Raw genomic sequence first — 16,252 nt, forward strand, 5'->3', positions numbered from 1 at the left:
CCTTCCATGAACGCCACCCACTACATCGACGGCCGCCGCGTGGCGTCCGAAGCCGACGCCACCATCGACGTGATCGACCCGAGCGACGGCCAGAAATTCGGCGAGATCGCACGCGGCACCGCTGCCGACATCGACGCCGCCGTGCGCGCCGCGCGCCAGGCCATGGGCGAGCATTTCGACGGCTCCTGGGGCGCCACCACCGCGCTCGAACGCGGCCGGCTGCTCGCCAAGCTCGGCGCCGCTGTCATGCAGCACCACGAAGAACTCGCCCAGCTCGAGGCACGCGACACCGGCAAGGCGCTGCGCGTGGCGCGCAACGACGCGACCGCGCTGGCGCGCTACTTCGAGTACTACGCCGGTGCCTGCGACAAGCTGCACGGCGACACCCTGCCCTACGAGCGCGGCTACACCGTGCTGACCGTGCGCATCCCGCACGGCGTGACGGGCCACATCATTCCCTGGAACTACCCGATGCAGATCGCGGGCCGCAGCGTGGGCGCCTCGCTCGCCGCGGGCAACGCCTGCGTGGTGAAGCCGGCGGAAGACGCGAGCCTGTCGCTGCTGCGCCTGGCCGAGATCGCGACCGAGGTCGGCTTTCCGGCCGGCGCGCTCAACGTGGTCACGGGCTACGGCAAGGAAGCCGGCGCCGCGCTGTGCGCGCACCCGGGCATCGACCACATCTCGTTCACCGGCTCGACCATGACCGGCCGCAGCGTGGGCCTGGCCGCGGCCGAGCGCCACTGCCCGGTGACGCTGGAGCTGGGCGGCAAGTCGCCGCAGATCGTGTTCGCCGATGCCGACCTCGACGCGGCCGAGCCCGTGCTGCTCAACGCCATCATCCAGAACGCCGGCCAGACCTGCTCGGCGGGCAGCCGCGTGCTGGTCGAGCAGTCGATCTATGAAGAAGTCGTGCAGCGCCTCGCCAAGCGCTTCACGGCCGTGCGCGCGGGCACGCCCGCCGAAGACCTGGACATGGGCCCGCTCATCAACGAGAAGCAGTTCCGCCAGGTTCGCGACATGGTCGCGACCGCCGAGGCGAGCGGCATGAAGGTGGCGGCGCGCGGCACCGTGTCGCCGCAGGCGCCGTCCACCGGCTACTACCAGGAGGCCGTGCTGTTCCGCGACGTGCCGCCGGGCAGCGACCTGGCCCAGCGCGAGGTCTTCGGCCCGGTGCTGGCCGTGATGCCCTTCGCCGACGAGGCCGAGGCGGTGCGCCTGGCCAACGGCACGGACTTCGGCCTGGTGGCCGGCGTGTGGACGCGCGACGGCGGGCGCCAACTGCGCATGGCGCACAAGCTGCATTGCGGCCAGGTGTTCGTGAACAATTACGGGGCGGCGGGTGGTGTAGAACTGCCTTTCGGCGGCGTGAAATCGAGTGGCTTCGGCCGCGAGAAGGGCTTCGAGGCCCTGCTCGGCTTCACGACCCTCAAGACCATCGCCATCAAGCACGGATGAAGACAACCCATGACCACCACTGAACAACAAACCCCGCGCAAAGTCGGCCTCGTCGGCGTCGGCCTCATGGGCCACGGCATCGCCAGCAACATCGTCAAGCACGGCCACCAGCTCACCGTGCTGGAGCATGCGGGCAACCAGCCGATCGACGACCTGCTGAAGGCCGGCGCCACGTCGGTCAAAGACGTGGCCACGCTGGCCGCGCAGGTCGATGTGCTGATCCTGTGCGTCACCGGCACGCCGCAGGTCGAGGCAGTGATGCTGGGCGACAACGGCGCGCTGAGCACGCTGCGCCCCGGCACCGTGGTGATCGACTGCTCCACCGCCGTGCCCGCCTCCACCGCCAAGGTGGCGCAGGCGGTGCTCGCCAAGGGCGGCCGCTTCCTCGACACGCCGATGACCCGCACCGCCAAGGAGGCCGCCGAAGGCCGCCTGAACCTGCTGGTGGGTGGCGACGCCGACGTGCTGGCCTCGTGCCTGCCGCTGCTGCGCTGCTTTGCCGAGAACGTCACGCACGTCGGCGATGTGGGCGCGGGCCATGCGATGAAGCTGCTGCACAACTTCGTGTCGCTGGGCACCGTGGCACTGCTGTGCGAGGCCGCGGCCTGCGCGCAACGCGCCGGCGTGAAGCCCGAGGTGTTCGTGGACGTGCTCGCCAAGGGTGGCGGCAACGGCGTGGCGCTGGAGCGCCTCAAGCCCAAGCTGCTGACGGGCAGCACCGATTCGCTGAAGTTCTCGATGGCGAATGCGAAGAAGGACCTGGGGTACTACAACGACATGGCGGAGCAGTCGTCTTCGAGCCATGGCATTGCGCAGGCTGTCGATGCCTTGCTGGCCCACGGTGTCGAAACCTTCGGGCCGGATCGCATGGTGCTGGACCTGGTCGAAGCGCTGCGCTGACATTCTTCGGGGCGCGTGCGAAGCGCTGAGCTGAACCGCCCCATCTCGCGCCATCACTCGAACCGTATCTCGGCCACGGTCGGCGCATTCGGCTCCCTGGTGGTGGCATTCGCAAGGGCACCATCTTTCTCGTTCCTGAACCAGTAGCGGCACCCGGTTCGAGAAATCATCGTCACGCACATCGAACCGTCGGCGTTGAGCACCCATTTGCCCGACGCCTTGCCGGGCCCGCTCTGGTTGACGAAGTCGACGCGGCCATCCGCATGGAACTGCCAGCGCGAGATCATGCCGGTCGAGAGATTGCTTGAAACGATGGGCTTGCCGATCAAGGTGCTCTCGACCTCGGCTTTGCTCAGGAACACGCGGCCCCGGATGGGCAGGGGCTCCTCGGAGATGGCGGGCACGACGGCGATGCAAAGCAGCGCGCGGATGGCGTAGCGGGTGAACATGACATGCCCCTCTGACGTCGCGCAGCCGGCATGCGTTCAGCCGTGCGCGTGCGTCCAAGCGCCTGGTTGGCCTGTCAGCAACGCCCGATGGCGTTACATGGCATTAACTAAAAAGCGCTACTTTTCTGCGCGCCAGATCCGGCCGGCGTACGCGAACGAGGCCTGCTTCTTCCTGCGCGCCACAGCCACGCCTGGAGGCGTTGGCCCAAGATCGAGACGAGGAAGGCGGCGTTCTTTTTCTGCGACGACACGGCTTGTGCTCCGATGGCCCCTCGGCAAGGTGGCCGGAGGGCGTTGTGGGGTGGCCTGCGCCAACTCCGTGGCAACGGCGCCGACGACGGCGAAAGAGCACTGTGAAGGCAACTGTGCAGTTGCTTGTATGGCGCTGTGTCGTGGGTACCGCGCTTGTGAACGGCCTGTTGATTTCCGCGCAGACGTGACCCACGTCGAGGGTCGCATCGGCAGGGTCGGCGCTGGGCAACCGTCGATCGCTTTGCGCGACCGCCAGTCCAAGCCAGCCTGACCGCTTCAGCGTTGCCGGATGGCGGTCGCCAGCTCAGCGCGCACGGCCGCGAACACGGCAGCAGGATGGGGGGCACGCGATATGGGCCGGCCGATGACCACGTGCGTCGCGCCCGCCCCGATGGCCTGCGAGGGCGTCGCAGCCCGCGCGTGGTCATTCTTTTCATCGCCTGAGAGCTGCGTGCCTGGCGTCACGATCAGGGCATCGGGCGGCAGGATCTCGCGAAGCAGCCCCACCTCCAATGGCGACGACACAACGCCATGGCAACCGGCCGCAGCGGCCAGGCGGCCCAGCCGTGCGACCTGCTCTGGAACCGTCGAGGCGACGCCCACCTCTTCCAGATCCTGGTCACTCATGCTGGTGATGACGGTGAGCGCCAGAACCTTCAGTTGAGGGAACGGGCTCGCGGCCTGGACCGCCGAGCGAAGCACGGCGGAACCGCCCGAGGCGTGCACAGTCACCATCGAAGCCCCCAGGTGTCCGGCTGCGGTGACCGCACCGGCCACCGAGCTTGGAATTTCCAGCAGCTTGAGGTCCAGGAAAACGCGCTTCCCTGCTTCTACGAGATCGCGGACGACCGAAGGCCCGGCCGCGGTCAGCAGCTGCAGGCCGACCTTGTAGTGCGTGGTCGCTGCGCCCAGCTGCTTCACGAGGTCCGCCGCCAATGCGGCGGCAGGGAAGTCGAGCGAAACGATGATGCGGCTGTCTGTACCCATTGACTTGTCCTCCATGCCGACGCCCCGCGCTCGGAAGAAACTCAGGCTTCCGAACGCTCCACGACCACCTCACTGATCTGCACCACGGGTTGAATGTCCGTGTAGTTGGCAATGTCGCCCCGGATCTCCTCCTGGTGCGGGGCAGAGGCTGCCCGGTACGCTTCGACAGAGGTGCAGACGAAGTCGCACTTGGCGATGTACGCAGGGTCGGTGCCCGCACCGCGCCCCGAGATGCCCTTGTCCACCATGTAGTACAGGCACGCAGCGCCGAGCAGTCGTTTCATCATGGGCATGTGCCGCTCGCGGTAGTACGCGTGATCGAACCGCGCGCCTGCGGCGTAGGGGTACATGACACTGACCTTGATCATCGAGATTTCTCCTGTGGTTGCACGCTGGTTGGTTGGTACGCCGACCGCTCGGCCAGAAGCAGACTCAAGCGGGGAATCGCGCGCCTGACGCTTCCAAGGGCAGGCGCAGCCCGTTCGTGAGGTAGCTGACGGTGCGGTAGAAGCCAGCCAGCATCAGCAGTTCGATGATGGCGTCTTCGCTGAAGTACGTTCGCAACGCGTCCCACAGTTCATCGTCGATGTCGGCGTGCGCGTGCAAGGCGTCGCACAGGCGCAGAAGCACCTGGTCCTCGGCCGACCAGCAGGCGTCGTTCGCCGAAGCCGTGACGGTCGCCTGAACCTGCTCCGGCGTCAGGCCGGCGAACCTTGAGAAGGCCATGACGTGGACGCCCCATTCATATTCGGATTTGCACAATGCTGTTGTGCGATGAATCACGATTTCGCGCTGTCGGATGCTCAGGTGGCCTTTGTCCAGCAGCCCGCCCGCAAAGAACTTCTGAAACAGACGCGCGTCGCGTGCCAACGTCGTGAACAGCCGCAAGGGAGGCTGTCCCTTCATCACCCTGTCGAGTGACCTGGAAATGTCTTCGCCAAATGGTGGCGTTGCGGGTTCGATGCGTGCGGGCATGCAGACTCCTGATTCAATGGCCACGCCATCGTAGGCACGTTGCTGTATAAAGTAAAGCATGACAACACCTCGCATCGGCCAACCCGTTCGCGGCTCCACCACCGGCCGCCCCCTCATGGTCGCGCTGGACCTGCTGGGCCGGCGCACGGCGCTGCGCGTGCTCTGGGAACTTCGGGAGGGCTCGCTGACCTTCAGAGCCTTGCAAGACGCTTGCGAGACGAACACCCGGTTGCTCAACACGCGGCTGACTGAACTGAGGGAAGTCGGCCTTGTCGAACATGCCGAGGGTGGCTATCGACTGACGGACGAAGGACGGCGGCTTTCGAAGGCGCTGAAGCCGTTGTCAGCCTGGGCGGACCAGTGGGGGCATGGAAAGCGATGAGAAGGTGACTCGCGCCATGGCGTACCACCGCTGAGCATCAGCGGCGAATGGCTCCGCCTATGATCAGAAACGTTTTTGTGGAGGAGACCGTGACCGGCATATTCGCGCTGCCCAGCTTGTCTCGCAGGTCGTGCGGGACACATCGCTTCAGTCCCATGGAAGACCTATGAGAAAAACTTTTCCTCTCTGCCCCCTCGTGTTGCTGTTCGCCCTCTCGGGTCAGGCCATTGCAGGTGCAAACACGGCGCAACTGAACTGCACGGGGAAGCACGCGGGCCAGGCACTCACCTTGGTGGGTGATGTGCCCGCCTCCATTGTGGAGGTCGATCTGAAACTCTCCTACCGCGGGCAAACCATGCGCCTGGTTTCACCACAGGCAGAAACCTCCGAGTCCACCGACTTTCGTCGTGGCATCTTCAGGTTGGAGGCTGCGCTGTCCGGTTCGAACAGGCTCCAGCTTCAAGCCAAGCCCAAGAGCATCAAATACAAAGGCAGCATGGGTGCCGGCAAACTCAACGCCAGCTTTGTCGCCATCCTCAAGAGTGCGCCTGAACCCTTTCAGTCCGCGCTGAAAGGGGCTGAGCTCAGCTGCATCTATGCATACGAAGTTTGAGCGAGGGCCAACACGTCGTTCAACCAGACACATAGCCGCTGCGCGTTCAACCGCGAGCGCCTCGGTGAACAGCGATGCCTGCGATGCAATGGCATCCATCTACGGCCACGACCCGAGGCTGAACCCTTGTTTCTTGCTCGCCCGATGAAGCGCCTGCCTCTCTTCGCCGCCCTGCTGTGGCTCGGCCTCGCCCTGGGTCCGGCCCACGCAGCGCCGCCGACCTACCAGGCGCTGTATGCCAACCCGGGACGCGCGTTGCCGATGCAGCCGACTTGGCAATTGCAGCCGGTGGATGCTCAAGCCCCGCCGTGGGACGACATCTTCACGTTCACCATCGGCATCGCCCCCAACCTGATCGAACGGGCGCGTTGGCTGAGCCTGAATCCGGGCAAGCACAGCGAGCGCGCCCCCGCGTTGTTCGACGGCCTCGACGGGCGCGTGCTTTTCCTTTCACCGGCGGCGCGCAGCTTCTGCGACGGCCGCTGGCAGGTCGTGCGCCAGGAATACATCTCCCTCAATCCCGCACTGCAGCCGCTGCACCGGGTGTGGCTGGTGGAGCGAAAGCCCGGCGGCGGGCTGCGCACCACCACGGCCAACGGGCGCATCGATGCGCAAGGCCAGTGGGCCGTTCCGCCCGTGAGTTGCGATGGTCAGGACACGATCTCCGCCGACTCCCCTGCCGCCCTCTCTTACCTGATGCCCGAGGCATCCAGGCCAGTACCTTCCGAGCTGCAGGTGGACACGGTGTTCGCACAACCCGGCTTGCGCGATGCACGGGGACAGTGGCGCACGCCGCCGCCGCCGCGGGACATCACCACCGCGCAGTGGATGGACTACAAGCGGCAGATGGTGACGCCTGGCTCCACCGGCTCGGGCCTGATCGACGCGCGAGGACGCATGGTGATTCCATTCATCTTCGGCGAGCGGCCCGACGCAACCGCCCAGCGGCGCATCCGGCTGTGCACCGCCGCCGGGCTGGACCTCCAGCGCAACGCCAGCACGCCGCAGGTGTGCCGCTGGCAACGACTGCACGGCAGCAGCGATGCCGGCGCCGCGCTGCGGCCGGTCAAGGACGCGGACACCGGCCGATGGGGCTACCAGAACGCGCGGGGCCAATGGGCGATCGCGCCGCAGTTCGAATCGGCGCGCCGGTTCCGTCATGGCTACGCCGTCGTCTCAGGCGCGTTCCCAGAGGACTGGCGGCCGCCCGGGTGGCAGGACGAGCGGCCGATCATCCGGCAGTTCCACCGCATGGGCCGCCATTGGGTGGCCGAAGCCCTGGTACGCAACACGTCCACGGGCGGCGCATGGGAAATACGCTATGGCCTGATGAACGATGCGGGGCAATGGCTGGCCGCCGTGCCGCAGCCGCCGCTGCACGTCACCGTGCTGGTTCCGCCCGGCGGCCGCAGCGGCCACTATGCCGAGATGCTGGCCAGCCACTTGCCCCACCTGCTGGGACGCAGCGTGCAGGTCGATCACGTGCCGAAAGCCACCGAGGCCGACTATCGCCGGCTGATGACGGAGGGCGGCAACGAGAAGGTCTTGCTCGCGGCGTTGCGGCTGCCGCGCGGAGGCATCGAGGGCGTGCACCAGCCCGCGCCGATCGATGCGCTGATGCATTCCCTTCGCCCCGTCACGCTGCTGGCGTCGGAGCCTCTGGTGTTGGTCATCGACAGCACGAAGGCCGACACGCTGGGCATTCACAACACGGACGACCTGCTGGCGTACGCACGGGCCCACCCTGGCAGCCTGCGCATCGGCACGGGCGACGACGGCTGGACGGGCCACCTCGCCTTCGGCCAGTTCCGCGCACGCAGCGGCGTCGATGTGCAGCGCGTGGTCTTCAAGGGCATGTACCCCGACTCGGACGTCATCACCAAGGACCATGCGGTGGACCTGCTGTTCGCGCCCGTGAACGGCGTGGCGGTCGCCGTGCGGCGCGGCCAGTTGCGCGTGCTGGGCACCACCGCCGACCCGGCGCACCCGCAAAGCTTCGAGGGTGTGCCGTGGCCGACGCTGGCGTCGAGCGCGCCCTTGACCGGCTACACAGCGTACGACCACTTCAGCCTCTGGGCGCCCGCGAATTCGGAGGCCGCGTCCAATCGCATAGTGCAGGAAGCCGTGGGCCAGGTGCTTGCCAAGCCCGAGGTGCAGAAGCATTTGCAAGACCTTCGCGTCGTCGGCGGAGGCGGTTCGCCAGAGAGCCTGCTGGCGCTGGAAGACGAAGAGCGCGAACGCTGGATGCGTGCGCTTTCATCACCGGTGCGTTGAGGGCGCTGCTGCGTTGCCTTGCCGAGAACGTCACGCACGCCGGCGATGTCGGAGCGGGCCACGCGAAGCGTTTGCCGGACTTCGTCCATCGCAGGTTGAACCACCCCATCTCGCACCATCACTCGAACCGTATCTCGGCCACGGTAGGCGCATTCAGCGCCCTGGTCCTGGCATTCGCAATGGCACCGTCTTTTTGTTCCTGAACCAGTAACGGCAGCAGTTCGAGCAGCGCGCGTTGCGAGGCCGGGTATCCACTCCAGTCGTCCATCCCGAGGCGTTGCGCCGGGAGCCCGAATCGAACTGGGCCCAGCGACTGCGTTGGTCCGTGCTGTCGCTGGTGGTGGACGAAGATTTTCTGTAACCCGGCTTACGCAAACTGCCACATGAAACCCGCTGCAAGAGCGGCACTTTCGTGCAAGAAACAGATCACCGCAAGCGTGTCCCAGGACTACCATTTCATCGTTCACGTGCGGTTCGGCACGAGACTGCCGCGGACTGTTTGCTCACTCGTGCCGCAAGGAGAGTCGCGATGGCAAGTCCGATGAACGTCAACAAGCTTCAGACGAAATCCCATAACGAACCGGATGAGGTTCGACAGCCCGAAAAGACCCGGGTCGAAGTGGTCCGCCTCGAGGGCTACACGCTCGGACGCTTCAAGTTCGAGCCCGGGTGGCGCTGGTCGAAGTGCATCAAGCCGGTCGTGGGCACGGACAGTTGCCAGGTGGCTCACGTCGGGTATGCGGTGTCCGGCCGGATCACCGTGCAAATGAATGACGGCTCGCAGACCGTCATCGAGGAAGGCATGTCGTACACCATTCCGCCGGGTCACGACGCATGGGTCGAAGGCAACACTCCGTTCGTCGGCCTGGAGATGATGAGCGCAGAGGAATACGCAAAGTCCAAAAGCTGACCCGAGGTGAGAGGCCTCGGGAAGGGACTTCTTCGGGATGGTCGAACGGGGCGTGACACTCGCGACCGTCCGGCTCACGCGCCCGGGTCTGCGGATTGCCTGGGCGGCGAGCCGGGCGCCCAGGGCGTTTCAGCCCTTTCGCATGGTGATCGCATGAAAAGGGCAAGTCACTGCGCAATCGCTGCAGCCCGTGCACCGATCCGCGTCTTGAAGCGTCGACAACTTCTTCCATTGCTCGACTTCGAGACTGAGAAGGTGAAGGTCGCACGCGGCGACGCACCAGCCGCAACCCGTGCAACGCGCGGCGTCGACAACGGGCAGCCAACCGGGTCGGTGCGGGCGGCGAGGCTGATGTACGTCCATCTGTGATTCCAACGAGCCGTATCGGCCGGAAGGTAGCATGCCGGCGGCTCCAGTCGGCCAGAACCAGCCATTTAGCCGGTCACTTGAATGAACCCCGTAGCCCTTGGTCGAGGGCAGGACTTGTCGGTTTGCGCGTTTCGCTGCCCACCAGCCTGCTCCAAGTACTCTACAAACCCGTCGAAGGCATTCAACAAGGGCTGGAACCGCGCCGCACCGCCTTCCAGTTGGCCCAAGGCGTAGCAGGTCGCCTCCAGCGTGGACAGTTGGTCGGGCCCATGGGCTTTGCGGATACGGTAGTGCGAAGGCGGCAGGTTGTGCAGGGACAAGCGGGGCAACTGTTGCAGTGCCGGGCTTTGGTAGAGCATCTTTCGGCTTTTGCGCCAGGTGCCGTCCAGCACGACCAGGCGCAGGCGCGACGGGGCTTGCGGCCACTCGGGCGGTAGCGGGGGTGGGACCCGCAGGTCCGGGGCGCTATCTTGCAGACTGTCCGGGTACAGCAGCAGCGTGTGCTTGCCGTCCACCGGCCAGACGGGCACGGCAAATGCCTCACCCACCACCAAGCGGCAGTGCGCCAAGCTGAGGTGCAGCAGGCGGGCACTGCCTTTGGCCTGGTGTACCTCCAGCGGGTGCTGCAGCACTAGTACCTCCACTGCGTGGGCAGTGGGCGCGACCCAGCGGCAGATGCAGGCGCTGAGTGGGCGCAGGCAAGCGGTGCACTGGGGGCGTGGGACTAAAGCGACGGACATGACTGGATTTTGTTCGGCGTGCCTGGCTAGACATTGCGTGGAAGGAGATGTCTCTTAGCCTTGGCGCGATGACCGGCAGCTTTGGACAATGTCGGGAGACCGCAGTGGGCCCAACGCTAACACTCGATGTGCCTCAAAGCCGTCGCTCGGGGTCGTCGCGACGCTACGCGATGAGCTTCCTTTTCGATGTGCGGAGAGGTCACCGTACTTGCTAGCGCATATAGCGCTCGCATCGAGAAACATACCTGTGCCCGGTCGATCTCAGGCAAATCTCCTGAAGCACTCCCACTAGTCCTAGCGTGCTCATGCTTGCTTGGTCAGAGCCAACATGAAGACGAGATGTGAACTGGCCGACCGATACTCCTTGCAGGCGACGCTTGGCGCTGCGATCCAAGAGCTCGAGCAACTTCCATTCTTCCGGGCTACGGCGCATGACCTCGACGTCGTTGAGAAAAACTTTTGCGTAGCCGCCTTGCTGCAATCGGTCCAAAGAGTTGTCTACTCGTATGGCAAAACGGAATCCGCAGCGATCTGTGCCGTCGACTTCGATCGAGCCGCCATCTGGAAAAATAGCACTCCTCTCTATCGAGTAAATTTCGCCGCAGCGCCCAGTCAAGGGTGTAGATTGCGCAAATGTCTCGGGGCTGAGCAACAGTGCGAGGCCGGCGACCAAGTAATTCGCCGTAGACCGGTACCCGCTCCGGAATAGAGACATTAATTGCCCTTTCATTGGGGTGGCCCTATCGAGCATCCGTTGTTGGCCGACTGTAGCCGGTCATGCCGGCGTCGCGAAATTGCCGGAAGCAGCTATCCAGCCCGCTCTAAAGCGGTCCTTCGCCACCCTGGGATTTCGGAGCATCGTTGGCGGCTCGATACCGACGACCCATAGCTTCGTGGCTGCCTGACACCTGAATCAGTGCACGATTGGCTTCGAGGATCAGCGTCTCGGCTTCATAGTCGTGCTCGGGGCCCTGCTTGACGAGCGCCTCCGCTTGCACCAAGGCATCGCGGCAGCGTTCATACATACCCAAGGCTTCGAGCTCACGGCGTGCAGCCTGCAAGCCCTCGAGAATCATTGGGAACCCGTGCGATAGGAAGGCTTTCGAGATGCCTTTTCTGTACAGGTCAATTCCACCTTGAGCGTACACAAGCAGATCTTCAAATTCCGCGACGATTCGTTTGACCTTCATTTTGGAGTCTTCCGATGTCCTGGTTGGGATGCAAATGACCGCTTGTGGCTGAATTTTGCCGAAGGCAGCGACTGACCGCTCCTGGCCGACTGTAGCCGAAGCGATGTCGGTGGTGCTGGTGTCGGCGGGGCACACTCGCTCGTTTTCGAAGGTGGCGTTCAGGCGAATAAAACAGCGCCACCCGTTACTCAAGAGGGCTTGTGTGCGCCGGCCGCTTTCGCGATTTCTTGCGCGGCCGTCCAACTCGACTCTGCCTGAAGCCAAGTAACGAACGACATTGACAGTCCTAACCCGTTGAGAGCGGCCGAGACCACATCATTGACATCTCGGCCAACGAGAGCAGAGGCGTCAACATGGACAGTCGCGCCAAGCTGCGTCGCCGATAAAAACTCGTCAAGAAAGACCATCATTCCGTTCGGAAGGTGGCAACCAAAACCACGAACCTCTCCCATCCCTGGCTCATGCCAGTCCTCAAGTGGGATTGCCAGTTGCGCCGACAGCTGTGAAACCGGCACCCCGACGGTGCAGATCGGGAACTGCATCCGTAACGATTCGCTTTGCAAGAACGGTCGAAGAAGGCTCATTGGTTTGAGTGGCTGGTTCTGGCCGTCAGTAGCCTGATGCGGACGAGTCATCTGACGTGCGACCGACCGTCTTGACCCGTTCAAGCCGAACATCGACGTCGTAGTCCTCAGACGCGCCCAGCACCGTCTCAAAGTAGCGGTCAATCCATTTAGCGATGGTTCGTCCGTCCTTGGCCGGCAAGGCGACAGTCAGCGAGACGCCTGGGGCCCATTCCTGCAGTGCTCCGCCCAGCGCGGCTAGCACCGCCGAGGGATGCTCCACACGCGGGTACGCGGCGTTCAGCGTGCCAGTGTGGAACTGAACCCACTTATCCGCCTGGCCAGCGACCTCAAAGGTCGCACAAAATTCTGGCGCTTCGAGCGCCTCTCGGACAGCCGGGGCAATCTCTGAAATCTGGTCAGCGCTCATAGTTCGTTGGTCGACTGGGAGGTTGTCTCGAAGGTCCGGTCTTGGCCGTCATCGGCTATTTGCTGGACTCCAGCAGCTTCAATGTCTCAGCGGGAAGTACACCATCGGGAAGAAGCTTGCTTTTGAGCGCCGACGGCCTAAAGCCGGTATTGTCGTAGCTTCCCACCATGAGCCATGTTTGCCTCAGCTTCACGCGCAGGTCGCCAATGCCGTTGCAACTGGTACCACTTGGTTCCCCGACGCCGATAGTCGCAACAATCGACGGTTGATTCCCTCCGCGCCACGAACGCAACACCTCAAACTCGACTTCTTGCTCAGAGACCATCTGCGGGCGAGGTGGTAGGTCCTCAACCGCAACAACTTTTGCAAGTATGACCACTTGCAATGAGTCCCGTTGCGTCAAGAATGCTTCTAGGTCATACGCGGATGGCGCGAGGCTGCATGCCGCCGAACAAGCTGGTATGGCGCCGAGCAATGCTCCTCCAGCGGAGCTGAGCCATTTTCGAAACCCCATAGTTCCTCCCGTCGACTGCCTACGTCACCTCTCTTCCGAGGCTTGGCGGTCCAGTTCGCGCAGTGAAGTCTTGGCCAGGACCACCGCGATATCCGGTCAGAATGGGAGCATATGCCTATGCAGCCCCTGTTCGACGCAATCGCTTCAATGTCCGCACCGGTGGATGCGCAGCGCATCTTCCACGGCCGCGGTGGGCTTCATCCAGCGTGCGCTCACTTGTCGCTCGATTTTTTCCCGCCGGTTTGGGTGTTGACCAGCTTCAAGCCAGCGACCGACGGCGAACTGGCTGCAATTGGCGCCGCACTGGAGCGTCGCTGGTCACAGTTGGCACCGGGTGAAACGCTGCAGTGGGTGTTTCAGTGCCGGCATGAAGGCCAGAGCAGCACACAACTCATGGGCGGTTCGGTGCCCGACCCGCATTGGGTCACCGAGGACGGCGCTCGCTATCGCGTTCACGTGGGCCGGGGCCAGAACCACGGGCTGTTTCTCGACATGGCCGAAGGACGGCGCTGGGTTCGTGCGTTTGTGAAGGCGCGCCCAGACGCCCGGTCGCGCGTCAAGGTGCTCAACCTGTTTGCTTACACCTGCGCGTTTTCGGTGGTCGCATTGCAGGCAGGGGCCCGGCACGTCACCAACCTGGACATGAGCAAGGGCGCTCTGGCCGTGGGACAACAGAACCACCGCGCCAACGGCGTGCTCGCGGGCGCGAGCTTCCTCCCTCATGACCTTTTCAGTTCGTGGGGAAAAATCGCGCGCGGAGGCCCTTACGGGCTGGTCATCGTTGACCCACCAAGCTATCAAAAGGGAAGTTTCGTTGCCACCAAGGACTACGCCCGGCTGATCAAGCGCTTGCCTGACCTGCTGGAGCCCGGCGGCCTCGTCCTGCTATGCCTCAATGCCCCAGAACTGGGACCAAAATTCCTGCAGGAGCAAATGAGCGCACTGGCGCCGGAGCTGGATTTCGTGGAAAGACTGGCGAACCCAAGCACCTTTCCCGACGTGTCCGACGAGCGGTCGTTGAAGGTGTTGGTGTACCGGGCACCGCCGGGTGTTCAACCTGAGGTCTGAAGGGTGCGCTACGCATTAGCGCCACGGGCGGACGGCCCCATGGAGCGCCTTCGTGTGAATTGAAGCAAGCTGTCGAATGACTGGTCCCGGCCGATAGTACCCATTCGCGCTGGGCCGAGGGGATGTCGGCAACCGCTGCAAAGCGGGCGCCTGCCTTGTCTGCCGACGATCAGCAGTGGGGCGCATAACTGCCACCAAGACCTCCCCACGAGCAACCTCGACCGGGCCAAATTTGGTCCATCGCGAAGACTTCAGCCCGGGCGGCATGGCGGCGCAGATCGTGCCCGGAAGAACCCGGCCCGTCAGGCGGGCCGCGAGATCCGCAGCCCGCAGCCTCACCGCTAACTTCCAGTCTCAAGCGCCCCACGCCGCGCCCTCTCACTCGCCTGAAACAACTCCCCCGCCTTGCGCGCCAGTTCCGCCGCAAGCCACAGCAGGTTGTCCAGTTGCCGGGGGCCTTCGCCGCTGCACCAGTCGATGTCTTCCCCGTGGCAGACCCACAGCAGGGCTTCGAGTTGGGCGAGTGTGTTTTCGAGGAGATTCGCCGGGTCTTCGTGAGTGATTCCGGCGGGAGGTACCGGCGTGCGAGGCCGGGCTATAGTCTTGGTAGCCATTTTTGTGCGGTTCCTTCCAAGGTGGTTGCACGAACTTGGTTAGACGGCTGGGGTGCTACTAACACCCTGGCCGTCGCCTTTTGATACCTCGCATTTGCATCGCTGCTTTCGCACCGACAACCTGCCGCGAGGCAAGCAGCCTTTCCACATTTCAATGGCTGTGTGTGGCGTCTTCCGAGTCCCCTTGGTGGGGTTTTGAGTGGCAGGGGCAGCTACTTTAGAGAAGAGCGCGGCGCAGTGCCGGTTTCGTGCGGCACGAAGTCTCGAAGCGCGCCAACAAATGCAGCTTCCGCAATGCGCCATGCCGGACCGCAGCTGCGCTCAACAAGCTCACGTCGATGGGGTGCCTTGCGCAGCGAAATCAAGGAGGAGGCCGAAGGCCGGGGGACATTCGCGGAGCAAGGTGCCCCGTCGGCGTGAGCGTCGCCCTGAATGAACCCGTGCCCTACGGCATCCCTCGCGCCAACAGATGATCCACCAACCGCCGCTGCGGAAAACTCAACGCCTCCTGCCGCGTGCACAGGTACATCCGTCGTGACGCCCACGCGTCGGTGAGGTTGATGAAGCGCAGCTTCATCTCCTTGCGGTAGGTCACCGCCGCCCCCTCGGGCAGGATGCCCACGCCCATCCCCGCTTCGATCATCCGGCACACGGCCTCGAAGCTCTTCACGCGCACACGCAGGCGCAGCACCTTGCGCGCGCTCATCGCGGCGTCTTCCATGGTGCGGGAGATGGCAGAGTCGTCTTCGAGCCCCACGAAATCGAAGTCGAGCAGTTCTTCGAACGACACCTCGCGCCCGCGCCATGGATGCTTCTGGCGCACGATGGCCACGAGCCGGTCGGTGCGGTAGGGAATGAAGTGCAGCGCCGGGTCGACCGCCTCGCTGGTGATCACGCCCACGTCGGCCTGGCGGTCGCGGATGGCCTGCACGATGTAGACGCTGCGGTGCTCTTCCACGCTCACGCGGATCTCGGGGTAGCGCAGGCGAAAGCTGGCCACATCGTCGGGCAGGAACTGGCCCATGGCCGACGCGTTGGCATGCAGCCGCACGCGGCCGGTGGCGCCCTGCGCGTAGTCCGACAGGTCGGCGCGCATGCGGTCCACGTCGCGCAGGATCTGGCGCGCATGCATGGCCAGCGACTCGCCCGCGCCCGTGGGCGTGACGCCCTTCGAGGTGCGGTTGAGCAGCCCCACGCCGAGCTGGCTCTCGAGGATGGCCAGGCGCCGGCTCGCGGCCGACAGCACCATGTGGCTCTCGGCGGCCGCCTTGGACAGGCTGCCGTGCTCAATGGCGCGCAGGAACAGCGCCAGCGAATCCAGGTCGGGTCTCATCGGGTCCTCGGTCGATCGGGCGGACATTGTCGGGCCTGTGCGGTTGCGGGCGTATGGCCGAAGGCCTTTCGGCGAATCGACTGCGGCGGCGATGGTTCTTCCGGAATGCGGGTTTCCCCGTCGAAACGAAGAAGCACTTTCGGGCCGGGGTGCGAAAGAATCGTCGCTGTCTCGGCGGCAACCCCGGCGAGGCGTTTCGCGGGCCGGCCCTCTACCGGGGCCACGCCCGCATTC

General features: G+C 64.5%; 20 protein-coding genes. 7 read left to right on the forward strand and 13 right to left on the reverse strand.

Annotated features, from left to right (window positions below; all coding sequences use genetic code 11):
* Nucleotides 1-6: 6 nt before the first annotated feature.
* Together AC07Q9_RS03415 and AC07Q9_RS03420 are read left to right on the forward strand one after the other, a co-directional pair.
* Nucleotides 7-1,455 (forward strand): aldehyde dehydrogenase family protein, encoded by a 1,449-nt coding sequence (locus AC07Q9_RS03415; RefSeq protein WP_495307372.1) that lies wholly within the window; start codon nucleotides 7-9, stop codon nucleotides 1,453-1,455.
* A gap of 9 nt (nucleotides 1,456-1,464) precedes the next feature.
* Nucleotides 1,465-2,355 carry an NAD(P)-dependent oxidoreductase gene (locus tag AC07Q9_RS03420; protein ID WP_495307374.1) on the forward strand — a complete coding sequence of 297 codons (891 nt, stop codon included), beginning with the start codon at nucleotides 1,465-1,467 and terminating at the stop codon, nucleotides 2,353-2,355.
* Between the two features lie 53 nt (nucleotides 2,356-2,408).
* On the opposite strand, the gene AC07Q9_RS03425 is transcribed toward AC07Q9_RS03420, so the two are convergent.
* The 4 genes from AC07Q9_RS03425 to AC07Q9_RS03440 all read right to left on the reverse strand — a co-directional run bounded on the left by AC07Q9_RS03425 (nucleotide 2,409) and on the right by AC07Q9_RS03440 (nucleotide 5,018).
* Nucleotides 2,409-2,804: a hypothetical protein gene (locus AC07Q9_RS03425; protein ID WP_495307376.1), complete on the reverse strand. Its 396-nt coding sequence runs from the start codon at nucleotides 2,802-2,804 to the stop codon at nucleotides 2,409-2,411.
* A gap of 528 nt (nucleotides 2,805-3,332) precedes the next feature.
* Entirely contained in the window at nucleotides 3,333-4,043 is a 711-nt protein-coding gene (gene pyrF / locus AC07Q9_RS03430) for an orotidine-5'-phosphate decarboxylase (RefSeq protein WP_495307378.1), read from the reverse strand.
* A 41-nt stretch (nucleotides 4,044-4,084) separates the two neighbouring features.
* Nucleotides 4,085-4,411: an EthD family reductase gene (locus AC07Q9_RS03435; RefSeq protein WP_495307380.1), complete on the reverse strand. Its 327-nt coding sequence runs from the start codon at nucleotides 4,409-4,411 to the stop codon at nucleotides 4,085-4,087.
* Nucleotides 4,412-4,475: 64 nt separating this feature from the next.
* Entirely contained in the window at nucleotides 4,476-5,018 is a 543-nt protein-coding gene (locus tag AC07Q9_RS03440; protein WP_495307382.1) for a carboxymuconolactone decarboxylase family protein, read from the reverse strand.
* A 58-nt stretch (nucleotides 5,019-5,076) separates the two neighbouring features.
* Between AC07Q9_RS03440 and AC07Q9_RS03445 the strand changes: the two genes are divergently transcribed.
* The 4 genes from AC07Q9_RS03445 (at nucleotide 5,077) to AC07Q9_RS03460 (ending at nucleotide 9,197) form a co-directional block, all read left to right on the forward strand.
* Nucleotides 5,077-5,400, forward strand: coding sequence for a winged helix-turn-helix transcriptional regulator (locus AC07Q9_RS03445; protein WP_489061975.1), 324 nt, complete (start codon nucleotides 5,077-5,079; stop codon nucleotides 5,398-5,400).
* A 199-nt stretch (nucleotides 5,401-5,599) separates the two neighbouring features.
* Entirely contained in the window at nucleotides 5,600-6,013 is a 414-nt protein-coding gene (locus tag AC07Q9_RS03450; RefSeq protein WP_495307383.1) for a hypothetical protein, read from the forward strand.
* Between the two features lie 144 nt (nucleotides 6,014-6,157).
* Nucleotides 6,158-8,287 (forward strand): tripartite tricarboxylate transporter substrate-binding protein, encoded by a 2,130-nt coding sequence (locus AC07Q9_RS03455; RefSeq protein ID WP_495307385.1) that lies wholly within the window; start codon nucleotides 6,158-6,160, stop codon nucleotides 8,285-8,287.
* 529 nt (nucleotides 8,288-8,816) lie between these two features.
* Nucleotides 8,817-9,197 (forward strand): cupin domain-containing protein, encoded by a 381-nt coding sequence (locus AC07Q9_RS03460; protein ID WP_495307387.1) that lies wholly within the window; start codon nucleotides 8,817-8,819, stop codon nucleotides 9,195-9,197.
* A gap of 129 nt (nucleotides 9,198-9,326) precedes the next feature.
* On the opposite strand, the gene AC07Q9_RS03465 is transcribed toward AC07Q9_RS03460, so the two are convergent.
* The 7 genes from AC07Q9_RS03465 to AC07Q9_RS03495 all read right to left on the reverse strand — a co-directional run bounded on the left by AC07Q9_RS03465 (nucleotide 9,327) and on the right by AC07Q9_RS03495 (nucleotide 12,814).
* Entirely contained in the window at nucleotides 9,327-9,599 is a 273-nt protein-coding gene (locus AC07Q9_RS03465; RefSeq protein WP_495307389.1) for an ATP-binding protein, read from the reverse strand.
* Nucleotides 9,600-9,631: 32 nt separating this feature from the next.
* Nucleotides 9,632-10,306: a tRNA-uridine aminocarboxypropyltransferase gene (locus AC07Q9_RS03470; protein WP_495307391.1), complete on the reverse strand. Its 675-nt coding sequence runs from the start codon at nucleotides 10,304-10,306 to the stop codon at nucleotides 9,632-9,634.
* Between the two features lie 211 nt (nucleotides 10,307-10,517).
* Entirely contained in the window at nucleotides 10,518-10,979 is a 462-nt protein-coding gene (locus AC07Q9_RS03475) for a hypothetical protein (RefSeq protein ID WP_495307393.1), read from the reverse strand.
* A gap of 148 nt (nucleotides 10,980-11,127) precedes the next feature.
* Entirely contained in the window at nucleotides 11,128-11,688 is a 561-nt protein-coding gene (locus AC07Q9_RS03480) for a hypothetical protein (protein WP_495307395.1), read from the reverse strand.
* Complete coding sequence (locus AC07Q9_RS03485; protein ID WP_495307397.1) at nucleotides 11,685-12,080, reverse strand: hypothetical protein; 396 nt, start codon at nucleotides 12,078-12,080, stop codon at nucleotides 11,685-11,687. The genes AC07Q9_RS03480 and AC07Q9_RS03485 overlap by 4 nt, the downstream gene beginning before the upstream one ends.
* 25 nt (nucleotides 12,081-12,105) lie before the next feature.
* Nucleotides 12,106-12,489 (reverse strand): hypothetical protein, encoded by a 384-nt coding sequence (locus tag AC07Q9_RS03490; RefSeq protein WP_495307399.1) that lies wholly within the window; start codon nucleotides 12,487-12,489, stop codon nucleotides 12,106-12,108.
* A 55-nt stretch (nucleotides 12,490-12,544) separates the two neighbouring features.
* The gene (locus tag AC07Q9_RS03495) at nucleotides 12,545-12,814 is read right to left on the reverse strand and encodes a hypothetical protein (RefSeq protein WP_495307400.1); all 270 of its coding nucleotides are present in this window, start codon (nucleotides 12,812-12,814) and stop codon (nucleotides 12,545-12,547) included.
* Between the two features lie 306 nt (nucleotides 12,815-13,120).
* Here AC07Q9_RS03495 and AC07Q9_RS03500 point away from each other — a divergent pair, with 306 nt between their 5' ends.
* Entirely contained in the window at nucleotides 13,121-14,071 is a 951-nt protein-coding gene (locus AC07Q9_RS03500) for a class I SAM-dependent methyltransferase (RefSeq protein WP_495307402.1), read from the forward strand.
* A gap of 341 nt (nucleotides 14,072-14,412) precedes the next feature.
* On the opposite strand, the gene AC07Q9_RS03505 is transcribed toward AC07Q9_RS03500, so the two are convergent.
* Both AC07Q9_RS03505 and AC07Q9_RS03510 read right to left on the reverse strand, forming a co-directional pair.
* The gene (locus AC07Q9_RS03505; RefSeq protein WP_495307404.1) at nucleotides 14,413-14,685 is read right to left on the reverse strand and encodes a hypothetical protein; all 273 of its coding nucleotides are present in this window, start codon (nucleotides 14,683-14,685) and stop codon (nucleotides 14,413-14,415) included.
* A 445-nt stretch (nucleotides 14,686-15,130) separates the two neighbouring features.
* Complete coding sequence (locus AC07Q9_RS03510; protein WP_235926729.1) at nucleotides 15,131-16,045, reverse strand: LysR family transcriptional regulator; 915 nt, start codon at nucleotides 16,043-16,045, stop codon at nucleotides 15,131-15,133.
* Nucleotides 16,046-16,252: the final 207 nt, after the last annotated feature.

This window comes from Variovorax sp. GW821-FHT09A10, from assembly GCF_059418385.1.